This window comes from Pseudomonas paraeruginosa (assembly GCF_003025345.2).
Lineage (GTDB): Bacteria > Pseudomonadota > Gammaproteobacteria > Pseudomonadales > Pseudomonadaceae > Pseudomonas > Pseudomonas paraeruginosa.
In genome coordinates this window covers 4126348-4142666 of sequence record NZ_CP020560.1, presented here as the reverse complement: position 1 = coordinate 4142666, position 16319 = coordinate 4126348, and the positions used below count along the sequence as shown (strand labels likewise).

At 63.6% G+C, this 16319-nt stretch carries 12 protein-coding genes; all 12 read left to right on the top strand.

Annotation, left to right across the window (positions count from 1 at the left end):
- Positions 1-7 precede the first annotated feature (7 nt).
- The 12 genes from B7D75_RS19590 to fleR all read left to right on the top strand — a co-directional run bounded on the left by B7D75_RS19590 (position 8) and on the right by fleR (position 16178).
- Positions 8-769, top strand: a complete 762-nt coding sequence (locus tag B7D75_RS19590; protein ID WP_053814317.1) for a class I SAM-dependent methyltransferase — start codon at positions 8-10, stop codon at positions 767-769.
- Between the two features lie 4 nt (positions 770-773).
- Positions 774-1376, top strand: a complete 603-nt coding sequence (locus B7D75_RS19585) for an HAD-IB family phosphatase (protein ID WP_053814316.1) — start codon at positions 774-776, stop codon at positions 1374-1376.
- Entirely contained in the window at positions 1352-2014 is a 663-nt protein-coding gene (locus B7D75_RS19580; protein WP_079741334.1) for a phosphocholine cytidylyltransferase family protein, read from the top strand. The genes B7D75_RS19585 and B7D75_RS19580 overlap by 25 nt, the downstream gene beginning before the upstream one ends.
- Positions 2007-7085 (top strand): CDP-glycerol glycerophosphotransferase family protein, encoded by a 5079-nt coding sequence (locus tag B7D75_RS19575; protein ID WP_107114342.1) that lies wholly within the window; start codon positions 2007-2009, stop codon positions 7083-7085. The genes B7D75_RS19580 and B7D75_RS19575 overlap by 8 nt, the downstream gene beginning before the upstream one ends.
- A 355-nt stretch (positions 7086-7440) precedes the next feature.
- Positions 7441-8907: a B-type flagellin gene (fliC, locus tag B7D75_RS19570; protein WP_053814313.1), complete on the top strand. Its 1467-nt coding sequence runs from the start codon at positions 7441-7443 to the stop codon at positions 8905-8907.
- Between the two features lie 78 nt (positions 8908-8985).
- Positions 8986-9360 carry a flagellar protein FlaG gene (locus B7D75_RS19565; protein WP_058129164.1) on the top strand — a complete coding sequence of 125 codons (375 nt, stop codon included), beginning with the start codon at positions 8986-8988 and terminating at the stop codon, positions 9358-9360.
- An 82-nt stretch (positions 9361-9442) separates the two neighbouring features.
- Positions 9443-10864, top strand: coding sequence for a flagellar filament capping protein FliD (gene fliD / locus B7D75_RS19560; protein WP_053814311.1), 1422 nt, complete (start codon positions 9443-9445; stop codon positions 10862-10864).
- A gap of 125 nt (positions 10865-10989) precedes the next feature.
- Complete coding sequence (fliS, locus tag B7D75_RS19555) at positions 10990-11370, top strand: flagellar export chaperone FliS (RefSeq protein WP_053814310.1); 381 nt, start codon at positions 10990-10992, stop codon at positions 11368-11370.
- Positions 11371-11390: 20 nt separating this feature from the next.
- A complete protein-coding gene (gene fleP, locus B7D75_RS19550; protein WP_053814309.1) occupies positions 11391-11687 on the top strand; it encodes a pili length/flagellar attachment protein FleP in 297 nt (98 codons plus the stop codon).
- A 280-nt stretch (positions 11688-11967) separates the two neighbouring features.
- The gene (gene fleQ / locus B7D75_RS19545) at positions 11968-13440 is read left to right on the top strand and encodes a transcriptional regulator FleQ (RefSeq protein WP_003152329.1); all 1473 of its coding nucleotides are present in this window, start codon (positions 11968-11970) and stop codon (positions 13438-13440) included.
- Positions 13441-13552: 112 nt separating this feature from the next.
- Positions 13553-14761: a sensor histidine kinase gene (locus tag B7D75_RS19540; protein WP_003152330.1), complete on the top strand. Its 1209-nt coding sequence runs from the start codon at positions 13553-13555 to the stop codon at positions 14759-14761.
- Positions 14762-14765: 4 nt separating this feature from the next.
- Positions 14766-16178 carry a sigma-54-dependent response regulator transcription factor FleR gene (fleR, locus tag B7D75_RS19535; protein ID WP_034079496.1) on the top strand — a complete coding sequence of 471 codons (1413 nt, stop codon included), beginning with the start codon at positions 14766-14768 and terminating at the stop codon, positions 16176-16178.
- Positions 16179-16319: the final 141 nt, after the last annotated feature.

The window sequence follows — 16319 nt, the reverse complement described above, 5'->3', positions numbered from 1 at the left end:
TCTTGGAATGACGGACAGACAGCGGATAAAAGGCAAGCCCGTCGCCATCGACTACGACAGCACCCTGGCATTCTTCGAGGGCCGGGCTACCCGCGACTACCGCAACGCGCTGAGCTCGACGATGTACCAGGACCAGCAACCGGAGCTGGTCGAGGAGCGCGATCGTCGCGAGAAACTCCGTGTAGCCCCGGGGTTCGCCCTGCCCGCTGTGCGGAAGGTCCTCGACATCGGCTGCGGTATCGGTCGTTGGGGTTGGCTGGTGGCCGAGCAGGCGCCGCATGCCGCCTACCTGGGGATCGACTTCTCCACTGCGTTGGTCGAGAAGGCCAGGCGGGAAGCGCGGCAGCGTGGCCATGGGAGGCTGGTTTTCCAGGAGATGTCGGCGACCGATATCCGCCCCGCCGAGTTGGCGCTCAGCCCTCCCTACGATCTGCTGTTAATCTCGGGTCTGCTGATCTATCTCAATGACGTGGATTGCCTGGAGTTGCTGCGTCAGGCATTGCGCCTGTGCGCGCCGGACGGACGGATCTACTTGCGCGAGCCGGTGGCCATCGAGCAGCGCTTGACGCTGGATCGTTTCTTCTCGCAAGAGTTGCAACATGAATACTCGGCGGTCTACCGCACCGTTACCGAACTCAAGGACATGCTTGCACAGGCCGGAGGCGGGCAAGCGCCTGCGATACTCGAAGAGGACTGCCTGTTCGCCGAGACGTTGGAAAAGCGTGCTGAAACCCGCCAGTACTTCATGATTCTGCAGCGACGGGGATGACTCTGTGCGTACCGCCTATTGCTTCGATCTGGATGGAACCCTGACCCGCCAGGAGTTATTGCCGTTGATTGCGTCGTCCGTCGGCCTCGAAGACGAGATCGAGGTGCTGACACAGGCGACCATCGACGGGTTCCTGCCGTTCGACAAGTCTTTCAAACTCAGAGTCCGCCTGCTGCGTGACGCGAATCTGGACTGGATCCACACGACTCTGCGTCAGCAAGTGGAACTGGATCCGCATATCCTGGCATTCATCTCCCAGCATCCCGGCCAATGTTTCGTCATGACCGGCAACTTGGATCTCTGGGTTCGACCGGTGCTGGAGCGTCTTGGCGTGCGCAGTTTCACTTCGCGAGCCTCTGTGCGTGACGGACGCCTGGAGGGGGTGGAGGAAATTCTCCACAAGGGCGATGCGGTGGCTTCCCTGCGCAACGAGTTCGATCGCATCGTGGCTGTGGGCGAAGGCATGAACGACGTGCCGATGTTCGAGGCCGCCGACCTGCGAATCGCCTATGGTGGGGTGCATGTGCCTAACCGGGTGCTTACGGGGCTGAGCGATTTCGTGGTTCATGAAGGAGAATCCCTGTGCCGGCTATTGAACATGCTGTGATCAGTGCGGCGGGCATCGGCTCTCGTCTGGGGTTGAACAAGCCCAAGTGCCTGGTCGAGGTCGGTGGCAGGACTCTGCTGGCCCAGCACCTGGAACGCCTCGTCGATATCCCCACCGTCTGGGTCGTCGTCGGATTCCAGGAGGAACTGGTGATCGAGCAGGTACGCAGTCTGCGCAGGGACGCGATCATAGTGCGCAATCCCGATTTCGATCGAACCAATACTCTGCAGAGCATTCACAGGGTCTCGCGTCATCTCGATGGTCGTTTCCTCGCAGTGGATGGCGATACCTTCATCGAAAATCGCTCCTTCGAACGCTTCCTCCGGGCCGCTGCCGAGCACGAGGGGCTCGTCGGGGTCTCGCGCTATACCACCAGCGATGGCGTGCGGGTCCTGCTGAACCAGGAGGAAGGAATGGTCACTGCCTTCACTCGCGAGCCGCAGCACGCGTTCGAATGGACAGGTATCGCGGTTCTCCAGCCGAATATGGTGGTGGATCAGCCCATCTATGTATATCAGGCCCTCGAGTCCTACCTGCCGTTGCCCGCGCAAGAACTCGACGCCTTCGACATCGACACCGCCATCGATCTGGACATGGCGCGGCGTGTACATCTGAACAACTGGAACCTGAATGATTGACGACAGCGTGAGCGAAGCAGGCCGGCGCGAAAGCACATACGCCGAGCAGCGTTCGGCCTGGTTGGGTCGGCAAGTATTGCCATTGCTGGAGGAGAGTGCAGCCGTTTGGGTCTGTGGAATGGATATCGCAGCGCTTGCCGGGGGGGCGAGGATCGTCGAGGCGCGCGCAGCGAGCGATCTGCCCGTGGGTGAACGCTTCCGACTGGCCTGCCTGGGGGGCGTGGTGGGGCGCATCACGGATGAGTGGCAGGCTATGCGCCAGTTGCTGCGAATCGTCGAGGCACTGGAGGATAGTGGCTGGTTACTGCTGGAGGATGTCCTGTCGGTGTCCGGCGCGAGCGATTGCCGGCGCCAGGAGGATCAGGCCCGCCTGGTACTTTCCCTGGGCCTGCGCCGGGTGGCCGATATACGCCTGGGAGCGGCGGATGACGCCGGCCGGCAGCGTGTGCTGCAACTGTTCCAGCAGGACCTGGCGGTTGCGCGTCCGAAGCGCTATTCGGGGCTGAGGGTCGCCTGCTACGGCAACATGCCGTTCCATTATCGTTCGTTGCGTCCGTTGGCTGAGTGTTTCGAGGACAGCCTGCTGAGCCTGGACATAGACGAAGTGATGGCCTGGAAGCCGGACGTGATCGCGGTGGCCGATGGCTGGTCGGTGGAGTTCTGGCGCGACTACTGCGACGCGCACAACGTTTTGCTGATCGGCATGCGTCATGGTTCGGTCACCCGTTATGGCTACGCCGAGGGCACCTATCGCTACGCCGACTATCTCTGCGGTAGCGCCTGGGATATCGACGATACCCTGGCTTCCGCGGTCATGCCTCGCAAGGGCTTCCTGCTGACTGGCAACGGCTGGTGCGACGAGGTGTTCCGACTGCCGGCCAGGACTCCGGATGCCAGGCGGCCGACGATCCTTTTCGCGCCCACCTACAACCCCGAGATCAGTGCCGCCGTCCATATCGGCGACCGGGTGGTGGCGTTGATCCGCAAGGTCTATCCAGAGTCCCGGATCATCATCAAGCCACATCCCGCCATCGTCCAGCATGAGCATGCGTTCGTCAGCGACAAGGACCTGTTCCGCGACCTCATGCGTCTCTGGCGCGAACAGGCGCGCATCGATCCGCTGGTCAGCCTGGTGGACGATCCCGAGGCGAGTATCGCGGCCAGTTTCGCCGAAGCCGATATCCTGCTGGCGGATCGCTCCTCGCTGATCTTCGAGTTCATGACGCTCGATCGCCCGATCCTGCTCTTCTCCCGTGAAGAACGGATTGCACGCTGGGCCTACAATCCGGATGCCCCGGGCAATGCCTGGCGCGACATCGGATTGGAATTCAGCGACGACGAGCAGTTGCTGGATCTGATGGCCAACGCTTTTGGGCTGCATGCGGAAAATCGCAGCACCCAGGAAGTCCGAACGCAGCAGCTTTATGGCCGGTTTCGCGATGGATGCAGTATCCAGAGGGTGGCGGCCGCGATTGCTCAGGTGCCGCGTTTGCATATCGTGCTCGATGCGCGTATCGCAACGGACCGCGGACAACGGTTGGTCGAATACTACGCCACCCATTTCGCCTGTCGCCGCATCAGCCTGATCGCTGCGCCGGGCGCGCTTCTGCCGGATGGCGTACAGCGATTCGATTCGTGGCAGGCATGGCGCGATATGGAGGCGGCCACGCTGGAGCGGACGGCGTCCGCGGTGCTGCTGGTGGAAAATGACGGCGGCCTGCTGCCAGGCAGTGCTCACCAGGTAAGCGCACTACTGCCGGCCATCGCCGGGGGGCGTGTGCGTCATGCCCGTCTGGCAGGGGAGGCGGGGCAGGGGGGCGTCGTGGGTGGCGACTGGAGCGTACGCCGTCTGGACAGGCTGCTCGCCCGTCTGCAGCCGAATGCAGCCTGGCGTCTGTTGGAGCCCGGTCTGCTGTTCGAGGAACTGGCCGACTTGCCGCTGGAGTCAGAGCTGCCGCTGTGGCTACGGGCCGTGGCGGCAATGGAGCCGCCGATCGAATGGCCCGCTGGACAACTGAATCTGTTCGCCGAGGCGGGACTGCTGCGGCAGGGAGATGTCCATATGCTCTGCGCGCGTTCTCGGCTACGAGCCGTTCCCTGCGTATTGGGTGCGCCCTTGCGTCAGCGTCAGGTGACACTGCAGGTGACGCCCTTTGCCAGCCATCTCTACGACCGTTTTCCGTTCCAGTTGCGGGTGTCCCTCAACGGCCAGCTTTTCAGCAGCCTGGCTATCGAAGACGCACGGCCGCAGGGGCTGACCCTGCCATTCCGGAGCGACGAACGCGGTGGCATGACGATCGAGCTGGAGTGCGATGGCAGTTATCCGGCCTTCGAAGGTGTCTCGACACCGGTCTCGCTGTTGCTTCAGGCATCGTTTCAGCCGGAGCCGGGCGGCTATTGCCCGGCGCTGGCGAGCGGCGCGACGGGTCCGGTGGTTGCGGAGGCCCCACGCAGCGACTACGAGACCTGGCTTTGTGGGCGCGAACCGGTACCTGCGCGCTACCGTTCCTTCATCGATGGCTTGCAGCGTACGCTGAGAATCGAGGTCCTGGTACACGCCGACGAAGCCGCGGACGCCGTGCTGCAACGGACGCTGGCGAGCCTCGACAGACAGGTGTTGCCGGCCTGGCGAGTCCGGGTCCTGGGTCGGGCCGAGGCTTTCGTACGCAAGGGGCTGGCCTGGCAGCCCGACGGATGTTCCGTGGTCGAGCGAATCAACCGAGCGGTGGCCGATAGCGACGCCGATTGGTTTATCGTCATCCATGCGGGAGATGAGTTGGCGCGTGCCGCGTTGCTCCTGTTGGCGGAAAAGGCGCGCGCGGAAGGCGCCCTGCTTTGCTGCTACAGCGACGAAGACCATCTGCGGGATGGGCGGTACGAGGCGCCATTGCTCAAGCCTGACTTCAACCTGGACCTGCTGCGTAGCTATCCCTATAGCGGCCGCTCCCTTGCCTTTCAGCGCTCCGCTTTTCTGGCGCAGGGTGGGCTGCACGAAGGTTTCGGCGCCCTCGCGTTGCAGGACCTCATGTTCCGCCTGGTGGAGCGGGAGGGCCTGGGGTGTGTAGGCCATCTTGCCGAAGTCCTTTATCACAGTGCGTGTGCGTTCGGCGAATGGCTTGCAAGCGCTGACGTGCAGCCGTTCATCGCGGTGGCGGTCGGTGAGCATCTGAATCGCCTCGGGATCCCGCACCGTATCGAGCCGGGCCGTTTGGCTGTGATCAACCGCATCGTCTATGAGTATGCGGGCATGCCTTCGGTATCCCTGTTGCTTCCCATTGGCGACAGCCTGAGTCTCCTCCAGCGCAGCGTGGAAAGCCTGCTGGAAAATACCGACTATCCCTCCTACGAATTGCTGCTGGTTGTCGCCGAGCCGCCAGCGGCCGATATGCTCGCCTGGCTGGAGGCGGTCCAGGGGCTGGGCAGCGAGCAGATCCGGGTGTACCACCCGCAGGCCGCTAGCCAGGCGGAATGCCTTAATCTCTGCGTGGCCGAGGCCCGGGGGGAGTTCATCCTGTCGCTGGGCGTCGGCGTGGTGGCGCTTCGTCCAGACTGGTTGCGCGAAATGCTCAATCACGGCCGGCGCCCAGAGGTCGGGCTGGTTGGCGGCAAGCTGCTGGGCATGGACGGAACGATCCGCGAAGCTGGCCTGGTGCTCGGCCTGGGCGGTGCGGTGGGCCGCGCCTTCGCCGACGAGCCGGGGGAGAGCGCCGGCTACATGCATCGCCTGCTGGTGACGCAGAATCACACGGCGCTGTCGGCTTCGTGCCTGCTATTCAAACGCTCGCTGCATGAGGAGGCGGGTGGCTTCGACGAGGGTGATTTCGCCCGCGGTCACGCCGACGTCGATTTCAGCCTGCGTGCCCGCCAGCTCGGCTACCTGAGCGTATGGACGCCCTATGCGGTGCTGGCCCAGGACGGCGGTTTCGCGGCGCCTTCCGCAGACGCCGATGCGGCTTTGTATCGGCGCTGGCTTCCGGCATTGGCGCAAGACCCTGCCTACAACCGCAACCTCAGCCTGGAAGCTGGCGGTTTCGCTCTCGAGCGCCCCCGGTTTCCCGACTGGCAGCCGCTGTTCGGATGTTCGCCGCTACCGCGTATCCTGGCGCATCCCGCCGACCCCTACGGCTGCGGCCACTATCGTGTGCGCCAGCCGTTTCGTGCGCTGCACGACGCCGGTCTGCTGGATGGATTGCTCAGCGAGTCGCTCCTGCGGCCGGTAGCGCTGGAGCGTATGGATATCGACAGCATCGTCCTCCAGCGGCAGATCAGCGACGAGCAACTGCAGGCGATTGCCCACATGAAATCGTTCAACCGTGCCTTCCGGGTCTACGAACTGGACGACTACCTGCCTGATCTGCCCTTGAAAAGCCTGCACCGGGCCGAAATGCCCGGCGACATTCGGCAGATCCTCGGTCGTGCTCTCGGTCTGGTGGACCGCTTCGTGGTCTCGACCGAGCCCCTGGCGGATGCCTTCCGTCAGCTCCACGGCGATATCCGGGTGCTGCCCAACCGCCTTCCCCTCCACTGGTGGCGCGATCTTTCCAGCCAGCGCCGGGATGGCGCACGGCGACGGGTCGGGTGGGCAGGTGGAATCGGCCATGACGGCGATCTCGAGCTGATTGCCGAGGTCGTGCGCGAGCTGGCGGACGAGGTCGACTGGGTGTTCTTCGGGTTCTGCCCCGACGCCTTGCGCCCGTATGTACGCGAGTACCATCCCGGCGTGGAGATCGAGCGCTATCCCGCCTACCTTGCCAGTCTCGATCTCGATCTCGCCCTGGCGCCGCTGGAGCAGAATCGGTTCAACGAGTGCAAGAGCAACCTGCGGCTTCTGGAATACGGGGTGCTTGGTTTCCCGGTGATATGCAGCGATGTGCTCTGCTATCGCGATGGCTTGCCTGTCACGCGGGTGAAGAATCGTCGCGAGGACTGGCTGCAGGCCATTCGCATGCATCTATCCGACCCGGATGCCAGCGCTGCCGCCGGTGCGCAGTTGCGCGAGGTGGTGCGACGCGACTGGATGCTCGAAGGAAAGCACCTGCATGAATGGGCGGCAGCCTGGCTACCTGACTGACAGGCGTGCTCCTCGTGCCGGGCCGGTGACGCAAGTCATCGGCCTTTTTCATATATGCGGCGGCGCTTGGAAGGGCTAAAGAAAGTCGACGGCAAGTCGATGCAGTGAGTATCGGCGTTTCCACCAGGCGTCGGGCGAACCGACCGTGGCGCAGGAACGAGACTGACGGAGCTTCTTCGGAGAGTGCAACCCACTGAAGAAGAAGGGAAAAAGATAAATGTTGATTTTTCTCTAAAGCTCCGCCGGGAGACGCCGATAAACACCATGAACGCGAATTCTTGGGGCACCTGAGCAAGCAGGCCGAGAGATCGCAAGCTCAGGTAACCGAAAAATAGGTCCTTTGGAGGAAACCACCATGGCCCTTACAGTCAACACGAACATTGCTTCCCTGAACACTCAGCGCAACCTGAATGCTTCTTCCAACGACCTCAACACTTCGTTGCAGCGTCTGACCACCGGCTATCGCATCAACAGCGCCAAGGACGATGCTGCCGGCCTGCAGATCTCCAACCGTCTGTCCAACCAGATCAGCGGCCTGAACGTTGCCACCCGCAACGCCAACGACGGCATCTCGCTGGCTCAGACCGCTGAAGGTGCCCTGCAGCAGTCCACCAACATCCTGCAGCGCATCCGTGACTTGGCCCTGCAATCCGCCAACGGTTCCAACAGCGACGCCGACCGTGCTGCCCTGCAAAAGGAAGTGGCTGCGCAACAGGCCGAACTGACCCGTATCTCCGACACCACCACCTTCGGTGGCCGCAAGCTGCTTGACGGTTCCTTCGGTACCACCAGCTTCCAGGTCGGTTCCAATGCTTACGAAACCATCGACATCAGCCTGCAGAACGCCTCTGCCAGCGCCATCGGTTCGTACCAGGTGGGCAGCAACGGCGCAGGTACCGTTGCCAGCGTAGCGGGCACCGCAACCGCTTCGGGCATTGCCTCGGGCACCGTCAACCTGGTCGGTGGCGGCCAGGTGAAGAACATCGGCATTGCCGCCGGCGACAGCGCCAAGGCCATCGCCGAGAAGATGGACGGCGCCATCCCGAACCTGTCGGCGCGCGCACGCACCGTCTTCACCGCTGAAGTCAGCGCGGTGGCTGGTGGTTCGATGAACTTCGATGTCACCGTAGGCAGCAACACCGTGAGCCTGGCTGGCGTGACCTCCACACAGGACCTGGCCGACCAGTTGAACTCCAACTCGTCCAAGCTGGGTATCACCGCCAGCATGAACGATAAAGGCGTGCTGACCATCACTTCCGCCACCGGCGAGAACGTCAAGTTCGGTGCCCAGACCGGTACCGCTACTGCCGGTCAGGTCGCGGTCAAGGTCCAGGGCTCCGACGGCAAGTTCGAGGCGGCTGCCAAGAACGTGGTGGCTGCGGGCACTGCCGCTACCACCACCGTGGTGACGGGTTACGTGCAACTGAACTCGCCGACCGCCTACTCGGTCAGCGGTACCGGCACCCATTCTTCGCAAATCTTCGGCAACGCCAGCGCCGCGCAGAAGAGCAGCGTGGCCAGCGTCGACATCTCCACCGCCGACGGTGCGCAGAACGCCATTGCGGTCGTCGACAACGCTCTGGCCGCGATCGACGCCCAGCGGGCCGACCTCGGTGCTGTTCAGAACCGTTTCAAGAACACCATCGACAACCTGACCAACATCTCGGAAAACGCTACCAACGCACGTAGCCGCATCAAGGACACCGACTTCGCTGCCGAAACCGCGGCGCTGTCGAAGAACCAGGTGCTGCAACAGGCTGGTACCGCGATCCTGGCCCAGGCCAACCAACTGCCGCAGGCGGTACTGAGCCTGCTGCGTTAAGCCCGGGAACGGTCACTCACGCGGTAGTGGGAGGAAGGGGCGACCCTTCCTCCCTTTTCCCTTTGCGAGGCATGAGAAATGGACGTCGGAAACATCACTTCCCTTTCTACGTTCAAGACCGGCAAGACTACTCCGGAGACCAGCGGCGATATCTTCGCGCAGCGCAGCGCAGCGGATGGCCTCGGCCAACCGGTGCCGGACCCAGCGGTTTCCAGGGATGCCACCGAATCCCGCGATGACCTGGGGCTCGCTGTCAGCGATATCCAGTCCTTCGTGCAGAGTGTCAAGCGCAACTTGAACTTCAGCATCGACGATTCCTCTGGCCAGGTCGTGGTCAAGGTGATCGACGGTGACTCGGGTGAAGTCGTGCGGCAAATTCCTTCCGAAGAAGTACTAAAACTTGCCGCCCGGCTCGACGATGTACGCAGTGTCTTGTTCGAAGCCCGCGCCTGACGCGGCTTGAACGAATTGGCATGGTGCTTGCCCTATCGAAGGCATAGGGCAGACATGCACAGTTTTTTGACGGAGATGGATTATGGCCGGTATCTCGATAGGAGTAGGCTCGACCGACTACACCGAGTTGGTGAGCAAGATGGTGAACCTGGAGGGCGCGGCTAAGACCAACCAACTCGCCACCCTGGAGAAGACCACCACGACCCGCCTGACTGCTCTGGGTCAGTTCAAGAGCGCGATCAGTGCGTTCCAGACGGCTCTTACGGCGCTCAACAGCAACTCCGTATTCATGGCACGTACCGCCAAGTCTTCCAACGAAGACATACTCAAGGCGACTGCTACCCAGAGCGCCGTGGCCGGCACCTACCAGATCCAGGTCAACAGCCTTGCCACCAGCAGCAAGATCGCTCTGCACGCCATTGCCGATCCTGCCAATGCCAAGTTCAACAGCGGCACGCTGAACATTTCCGTCGGCGACACGAAGCTTCCGGCAATCACGGTCGATTCCAGCAACAACACCCTGGCCGGCATGCGTGACGCCATCAACAAGGCGGGGAAGGAAGCGGGGGTCAGCGCCACCATCATCACCGACAACTCCGGCTCGCGTCTTGTGTTGAGCAGCAGTAAAACCGGTGATGGCAAGGACATCAAGGTCGAGGTGAGCGACGACGGCAGCGGTGGAAATACCTCGCTCAGCCAACTGGCCTTCGATCCCGCGACGGCTCCCAAACTCAGCGACGGACCTGCTGCCGGTTACGTGACCAAGGCGGTGAACGGCGAGATCACCGTTGACGGCCTGAAGCGCAGTATTGCCTCCAATAGCGTGAGTGATGTCATCGAGGGAGTCAGCTTCGATGTGAAGGCGGTTACGGAGGCCGGGAAGTCGATCAACCTCACGGTTTCCCGAGATGACGCCGGGGTCAAGGAGAGCGTCAAGAAATTCGTCGATGCCTACAACACCCTAACCAAGTTCATCAACGAACAGACCGTGGTAACCAAGGTCGGCGAGGACAAGTCGCCGGTTACCGGAGCGCTGCTCGGCGATGCCTCCGTACGCGCCCTGGTGAATACCATGCGCAGCGAACTGATCGCCTCCAACGAGAATGGCAGCGTGCGGAACCTGGCGGCCCTGGGGATCACCACCACCAAGGATGGTACGCTGGAAATTGACGAGAAGAAGCTCGATAAAGCGATCAGCGCCGATTTCGAGGGAATCGCCAACTATTTCACGGGCGATACCGGCCTGGCCAAGCGTCTGGGCGACAAGATGAAACCCTACACGGATGCGCAGGGGATTCTCGATCAACGCACCACGACCCTGCAAAAGACCCTCACCAGTGTCGACAAGCAGAAAGCCGACCTGGCCAAGCGGCTGGCTGCGCTGCAGGAGAAGCTGACCACTCAGTTCAACCTGCTTTCCGCCATGCAGGACGAAATGACCAAGCGCCAGAAAAGCATCACGGATAACCTTGCCAGCCTACCCTACGGCAGCGGCAAGAAGTAATGAGGCGCCGACTGACGATGCGGCGCACGGGCCGCGTCGTCGGCAAAAAACTTCCCGTCCACCGTAAAGCTCCTGCGCTTCTTGCCGATAACCCGGTCATAGCGAAGCCCATTGGGAGCGGGTCCATGTACGCGATGAAAGCGATGAAGCAATACCAGCAGGTCAGCATCGAGGCGCAGGTCTCCGATGCCAGCCCTCACCGTCTGATTCAACTGCTGATGCAGGGTGGACTGGAGCGCCTGGCACAGGCGCGTGGCGCGATGGAGCGGGGGCAGGTTTCGGAAAAGGGCATCCTCATTGGCAAGGCCATTGGCATCATCGGCGGGCTTCGCGAGGCATTGGACAGCCAGCACGGCGGCGAGCTGGCCGGCAATCTGGATCGCCTTTATGAGTACATGATCGCTCGTCTGGTCGAGGCCAATACCAGTAACGATGCCAGCCTGCTCGACGAAGTCAGCGCCCTGTTGCTGGAAGTGAAGTCCGGGTGGGACGGCATTTCGCACTGAAGAGTTCTAAAGGATTCGTTATGAGCCAAGCCACGCAACAACTGGATGAGACTCGACTCGCCCTGGCCGATGCGCTACAGGCGGGCAACTGGGAAGCCATCGGCGAACTGGACCAGGTTTGCCAGGTCAAGATCGACGAGGCGATGCATGAGGCGGAGCGTGACGAGCAAGCCCTGCGTACAACCCTGGAGCAGTTGCTGAGCCTGTACAACGACATGCTCGGTGCCTGCCAGCGGCAGCGTGAAGCTATTGGTGCGGAACTCACCGGCTTGCAGCGTGCCAGCAAGGGCGCCAAGGTCTACCAGATGTTCGGTTGAGTTTTCCATGGCATTGTGCCGATAGTTTGGCGCAGGAATTTTCTGAGGAATTTTCCGCATCTCTGAAACCCCCATCAGTCCTGCAATCCATGCGGGCTGTGGGGGTTTTTTCATGGCTCATTTGGTCGGAAACAGCAAAAAAAACACGCCATAAAATTGACTAATCGTTCACATTTGACTTAACTAGTGGCCAAATGCTGGCTGCTTATTCTGAATAGGCATTAGTCCCAGCCCTCTTTCGGGTCGCCGACGGCCCATGGATGCAAGGCAGCTGATCAAAATGTGGCGCGAAACCAAACTCTTGCTGATTGACGATAATCTCGATCGCAGTCGCGACCTGGCGGTCATTCTCAACTTCCTCGGCGAAGACCAGCTGACCTGCAACAGCGAGGATTGGCGCGAGGTCGCCGCAAGTCTGAGCAACAGTCGCGAGGCCCTGTGCGTGCTGCTCGGCAGCGTTGAGTCGAAGGGTGGGGCGGTCGAGTTGCTCAAGCAACTGGCGAGTTGGGACGAGTATCTGCCGATCCTGCTGATCGGCGAACCGGCGCCGGCCGACTGGCCGGAAGAGCTGCGGCGCCGGGTGCTGGCCAGCCTGGAGATGCCGCCCAGCTACAACAAACTGCTCGACTCGCTGCATCGTGCCCAGGTCTACCGCGAAATGTACGACCAGGCCCGCGAGCGCGGCCGCTCCCGCGAGCCCAACCTGTTCCGCAGTCTGGTCGGCACCAGCCGGGCGATCCAGCAGGTGCGGCAGATGATGCAGCAGGTCGCCGATACCGATGCCAGCGTGCTGATCCTCGGTGAGTCGGGTACCGGCAAGGAAGTGGTGGCGCGCAACCTGCACTACCACTCCAAGCGCCGCGAAGGACCGTTCGTGCCGGTCAACTGCGGGGCGATTCCGGCGGAGCTGCTGGAAAGCGAGCTGTTCGGCCATGAGAAGGGTGCCTTTACCGGCGCCATCACCAGCCGTGCCGGGCGCTTCGAACTGGCCAATGGCGGCACCCTGTTCCTCGACGAGATCGGCGACATGCCGTTGCCGATGCAGGTCAAGCTGCTGCGCGTGCTGCAGGAACGCACCTTCGAGCGGGTCGGTAGCAACAAGACGCAGAACGTCGACGTGCGGATCATCGCCGCGACCCACAAGAACCTCGAGAAAATGATCGAGGATGGCACCTTCCGCGAGGACCTCTACTACCGCCTGAACGTGTTTCCCATCGAGATGGCGCCGCTGCGCGAGCGGGTGGAGGACATCGCCCTGCTGCTCAACGAACTGATCTCGCGGATGGAGCACGAGAAGCGCGGTTCGATCCGCTTCAACTCGGCGGCGATCATGTCGCTCTGCCGCCATGATTGGCCGGGCAACGTTCGCGAGCTGGCCAACCTGGTGGAGCGCCTGGCGATCATGCATCCCTACGGGGTGATCGGGGTCGGCGAACTGCCGAAGAAATTCCGCCATGTCGACGACGAGGACGAACAACTCGCCAGCAGCCTGCGCGAAGAGCTGGAAGAGCGCGCGGCGATCAACGCCGGGCTGCCGGGAATGGACGCGCCGGCGATGCTGCCGGCCGAGGGCCTGGATCTCAAGGACTACCTCGCCAACCTCGAGCAGGGCTTGATCCAGCAGGCGCTGGACGATGCCGGCGGGGTGGTCGCGCGAGCGGCCGAGCGGCTGCGCATCCGGCGCACCACGCTGGTGGAGAAGATGCGCAAGTACGGCATGAGCCGGCGCGACGACGACCTGTCGGATGATTGACGGGTGTTTTAGTAACCCATTGATTTCCATTTGAAATATATTTAGGCACGGGTATTGCTACAGCTCGGTCGACCGACAGAACCATGACGTCGCGCCGACCGAGAGAATCGCAATGCAACCAGCCGCCAATCTCCTTTCCGGGCAGCCCGCCGATACGGCGGAGGCCACCAGCCGCGCCGGCCTCGAGCAGGCTTTCGCGCTGTTCAACCAGATGTCCAGCCAGCTCAGCGAGTCCTACAGCCTGCTGGAAGAGCGTGTCAGCGAGCTGAAGGGGCAACTGGCGCTGGTCAGCGCGCAGCGCATGGAAGAGCTGGCGGAGAAGGAGCGCCTGGCCAACCGCCTGCAGAGCCTGCTCGACCTGCTTCCCGGCGGGGTCATCGTGATCGACGCCCACGGCGTGGTCCGCGAAGCCAACCCGGCGGCGCTCGGGTTGCTTGGCGAGCCGCTGGTGGGCCTGCTCTGGCGCGAGGTGATCGCCCGCTGCTTCGCCCCGCGCGAGGACGATGGCCACGAGATTTCCCTGCGCGACGGACGTCGCCTGTCCATCGCCACCCGCTCGTTGAACGGCGAGCCGGGGCAGTTGGTCCTGCTCAACGATCTCACCGACACCCGACGCCTCCAGGAGCAGCTGGCGCGCCACGAACGCCTGTCGGCGCTGGGGCGGATGGTCGCCTCGCTGGCCCACCAGATCCGCACCCCGCTATCGGCGGCGCTGCTGTATGCCGGGCATCTCAGCGAGCAGGCGTTGCCGACCGACCAGCAGCAACGCTTCGCCGGACGCTTGAAGGAGCGCCTGCACGAACTGGAACACCAGGTGCGCGACATGCTGGTATTCGCCCGTGGCGAGCTGCCGCTGAGCGACCGGGTGACGCCCAAGGCGCTGTTCGACAGCCTGCGCGCGGCGGCCGACGCCCATGTCCAGGGTCTCCAGGTGCGCTGGCAGTGCGAGGCGCGCGCTGGCGAGTTGCTGTGCAGTCGCGACACCCTGGTGGGCAGCGTGCTCAACCTGGTCGAGAACGCGATCCAGGCCGGCGGCGCGGACCTGCGCCTGAAGGTGCACCTGTATGTCCGCGGCGACAGCCTGCGCCTGAGCGTCAGCGACAACGGCCCGGGCATGGACGCGACGACCCTGGCGCGCCTGGGCGAACCCTTCTTCACCACCAGGGCCACCGGCACCGGCCTCGGCCTGGCGGTGGTCAAGGCCGTGGCGCGCGCCCACCAGGGGCAGCTGCAATTGCGCTCGCGGCCCGGGCGCGGCACTTGCGCCACCTTGATCCTGCCGCTGATCCCGGCGGCACCTCTTTCCGTGATTCAGGAGTAACCCCATGGCTGCCAAGGTCCTGCTGGTCGAAGACGACCGCGCACTTCGCGAAGCCCTCAGCGACACCCTGCTGCTGGGCGGTCATGAGTTCGTCGCCGTGGAGTCGGCGGAGGCCGCGCTGCCGGTGCTGGCCCGCGAAGCCTTCAGCCTGGTGATCAGCGATGTGAACATGCCGGGCATGGATGGCCATCAGTTGCTCGGCTTGATCCGCGCGCGCCATCCGCACCTGCCGGTGCTGCTGATGACCGCCTACGGCGCGGTGGATCGCGCGGTCGAGGCGATGCGCCAGGGCGCCGCCGACTACCTGGTGAAGCCGTTCGAGGCGCGCGCGCTGCTCGACCTGGTGGCGCGTCACGCCCTGGGCCAGTTGCCGGGCAGCGAACAGGACGGACCGGTGGCGCTGGAGCCGGCCAGCCGGCAACTGCTGGAACTGGCCGCGCGGGTCGCGCGCAGCGATTCCACGGTGCTGATTTCCGGCGAGTCCGGCACCGGCAAGGAAGTCCTCGCCAACTACATCCACCAGCAATCGCCGCGCGCCGGCAAGCCGTTCATCGCGATCAACTGCGCGGCGATCCCGGACAACATGCTCGAGGCCACGCTGTTCGGCCACGAGAAGGGCTCCTTCACCGGCGCCATCGCCGCTCAGCCGGGCAAGTTCGAACTGGCCGATGGCGGCACCATCCTCCTCGACGAGATCTCCGAGATGCCCCTCGGCCTGCAGGCCAAGCTCCTGCGTGTGCTGCAGGAGCGCGAGGTGGAGCGGGTCGGCGCGCGCAAGCCGATCAGCCTGGATATCCGCGTGCTCGCCACCACCAACCGCGACCTCGCGGCGGAAGTGACGGCGGGGCGTTTCCGCGAGGATCTCTACTATCGCCTGTCGGTCTTCCCGCTGGCCTGGCAACCGCTGCGCGAACGACCGGCGGACATCCTGCCGCTGGCCGAGCGCCTGCTGCTCAAGCACAGCCGCAAGATGAACCTGGGGGCGGTTGCGCTCAGCGCCGAGGCCGCCCGGTGCCTGGTCCGGCACGCCTGGCCGGGCAACGTGCGCGAACTCGACAACGCCATCCAGCGCGCCTTGATCCTGCAGCAGGGCGGGCAGATCCAGCCGGCCGACCTGTGCCTCGCCGCGCCGATCGGCATGCCGCTCGCCGCCCCGGCGCCCGCGCCGCTGCCGGCGATGCCGCCGGCAGCGGCGAGCGTCGAGATTCCGGCGCCGAGCCTGCCGCAGGACGGCGCCCTGGGAGAGGACCTGCGACGTCGCGAGTTCCAGGTGATCATCGACACCCTGCGCAGCGAGCGCGGCCGTCGCAAGGAGGCCGCCGAGCGCCTCGGCATCAGCCCGCGAACCCTACGCTACAAGCTCGCGCAGATGCGCGACGCGGGGATGGACGTCGAGGCCTATCTCTACGCCATCTGAGCGCTCGCCGTGTCCCCCAGGCCCGCCTCGCGCGGGCCTTTTGCATTTTCCTCCGGTCGTCGCCCGGGGCTGTTCGAGCGTGCGCGCCTGCCGATAACCGGAGAAGGGACGGACCCGCCAGCGATCGCCAGCATTGGCGGC

Excerpts from the sequence above, each read along its gene's own strand:
- B7D75_RS19540 (WP_003152330.1), top strand. The coding sequence starts at position 13,553 with ATGCAACCAGCCGCCAATCTCCTTTCCGGGCAGCCCGCCGATACGGCG.
- fliC (WP_053814313.1), top strand. The coding sequence starts at position 7,441 with ATGGCCCTTACAGTCAACACGAACATTGCTTCCCTGAACACTCAGCGC.
- fleR (WP_034079496.1), top strand. The coding sequence starts at position 14,766 with ATGGCTGCCAAGGTCCTGCTGGTCGAAGACGACCGCGCACTTCGCGAA.
- B7D75_RS19575 (WP_107114342.1), top strand. The coding sequence starts at position 2,007 with ATGATTGACGACAGCGTGAGCGAAGCAGGCCGGCGCGAAAGCACATAC.
- B7D75_RS19565 (WP_058129164.1), top strand. The coding sequence starts at position 8,986 with ATGGACGTCGGAAACATCACTTCCCTTTCTACGTTCAAGACCGGCAAG.
- fliD (WP_053814311.1), top strand. The coding sequence starts at position 9,443 with ATGGCCGGTATCTCGATAGGAGTAGGCTCGACCGACTACACCGAGTTG.
- fleQ (WP_003152329.1), top strand. The coding sequence starts at position 11,968 with ATGTGGCGCGAAACCAAACTCTTGCTGATTGACGATAATCTCGATCGC.
- B7D75_RS19590 (WP_053814317.1), top strand. The coding sequence starts at position 8 with ATGACGGACAGACAGCGGATAAAAGGCAAGCCCGTCGCCATCGACTAC.
- fliS (WP_053814310.1), top strand. The coding sequence starts at position 10,990 with ATGTACGCGATGAAAGCGATGAAGCAATACCAGCAGGTCAGCATCGAG.
- fleP (WP_053814309.1), top strand. The coding sequence starts at position 11,391 with ATGAGCCAAGCCACGCAACAACTGGATGAGACTCGACTCGCCCTGGCC.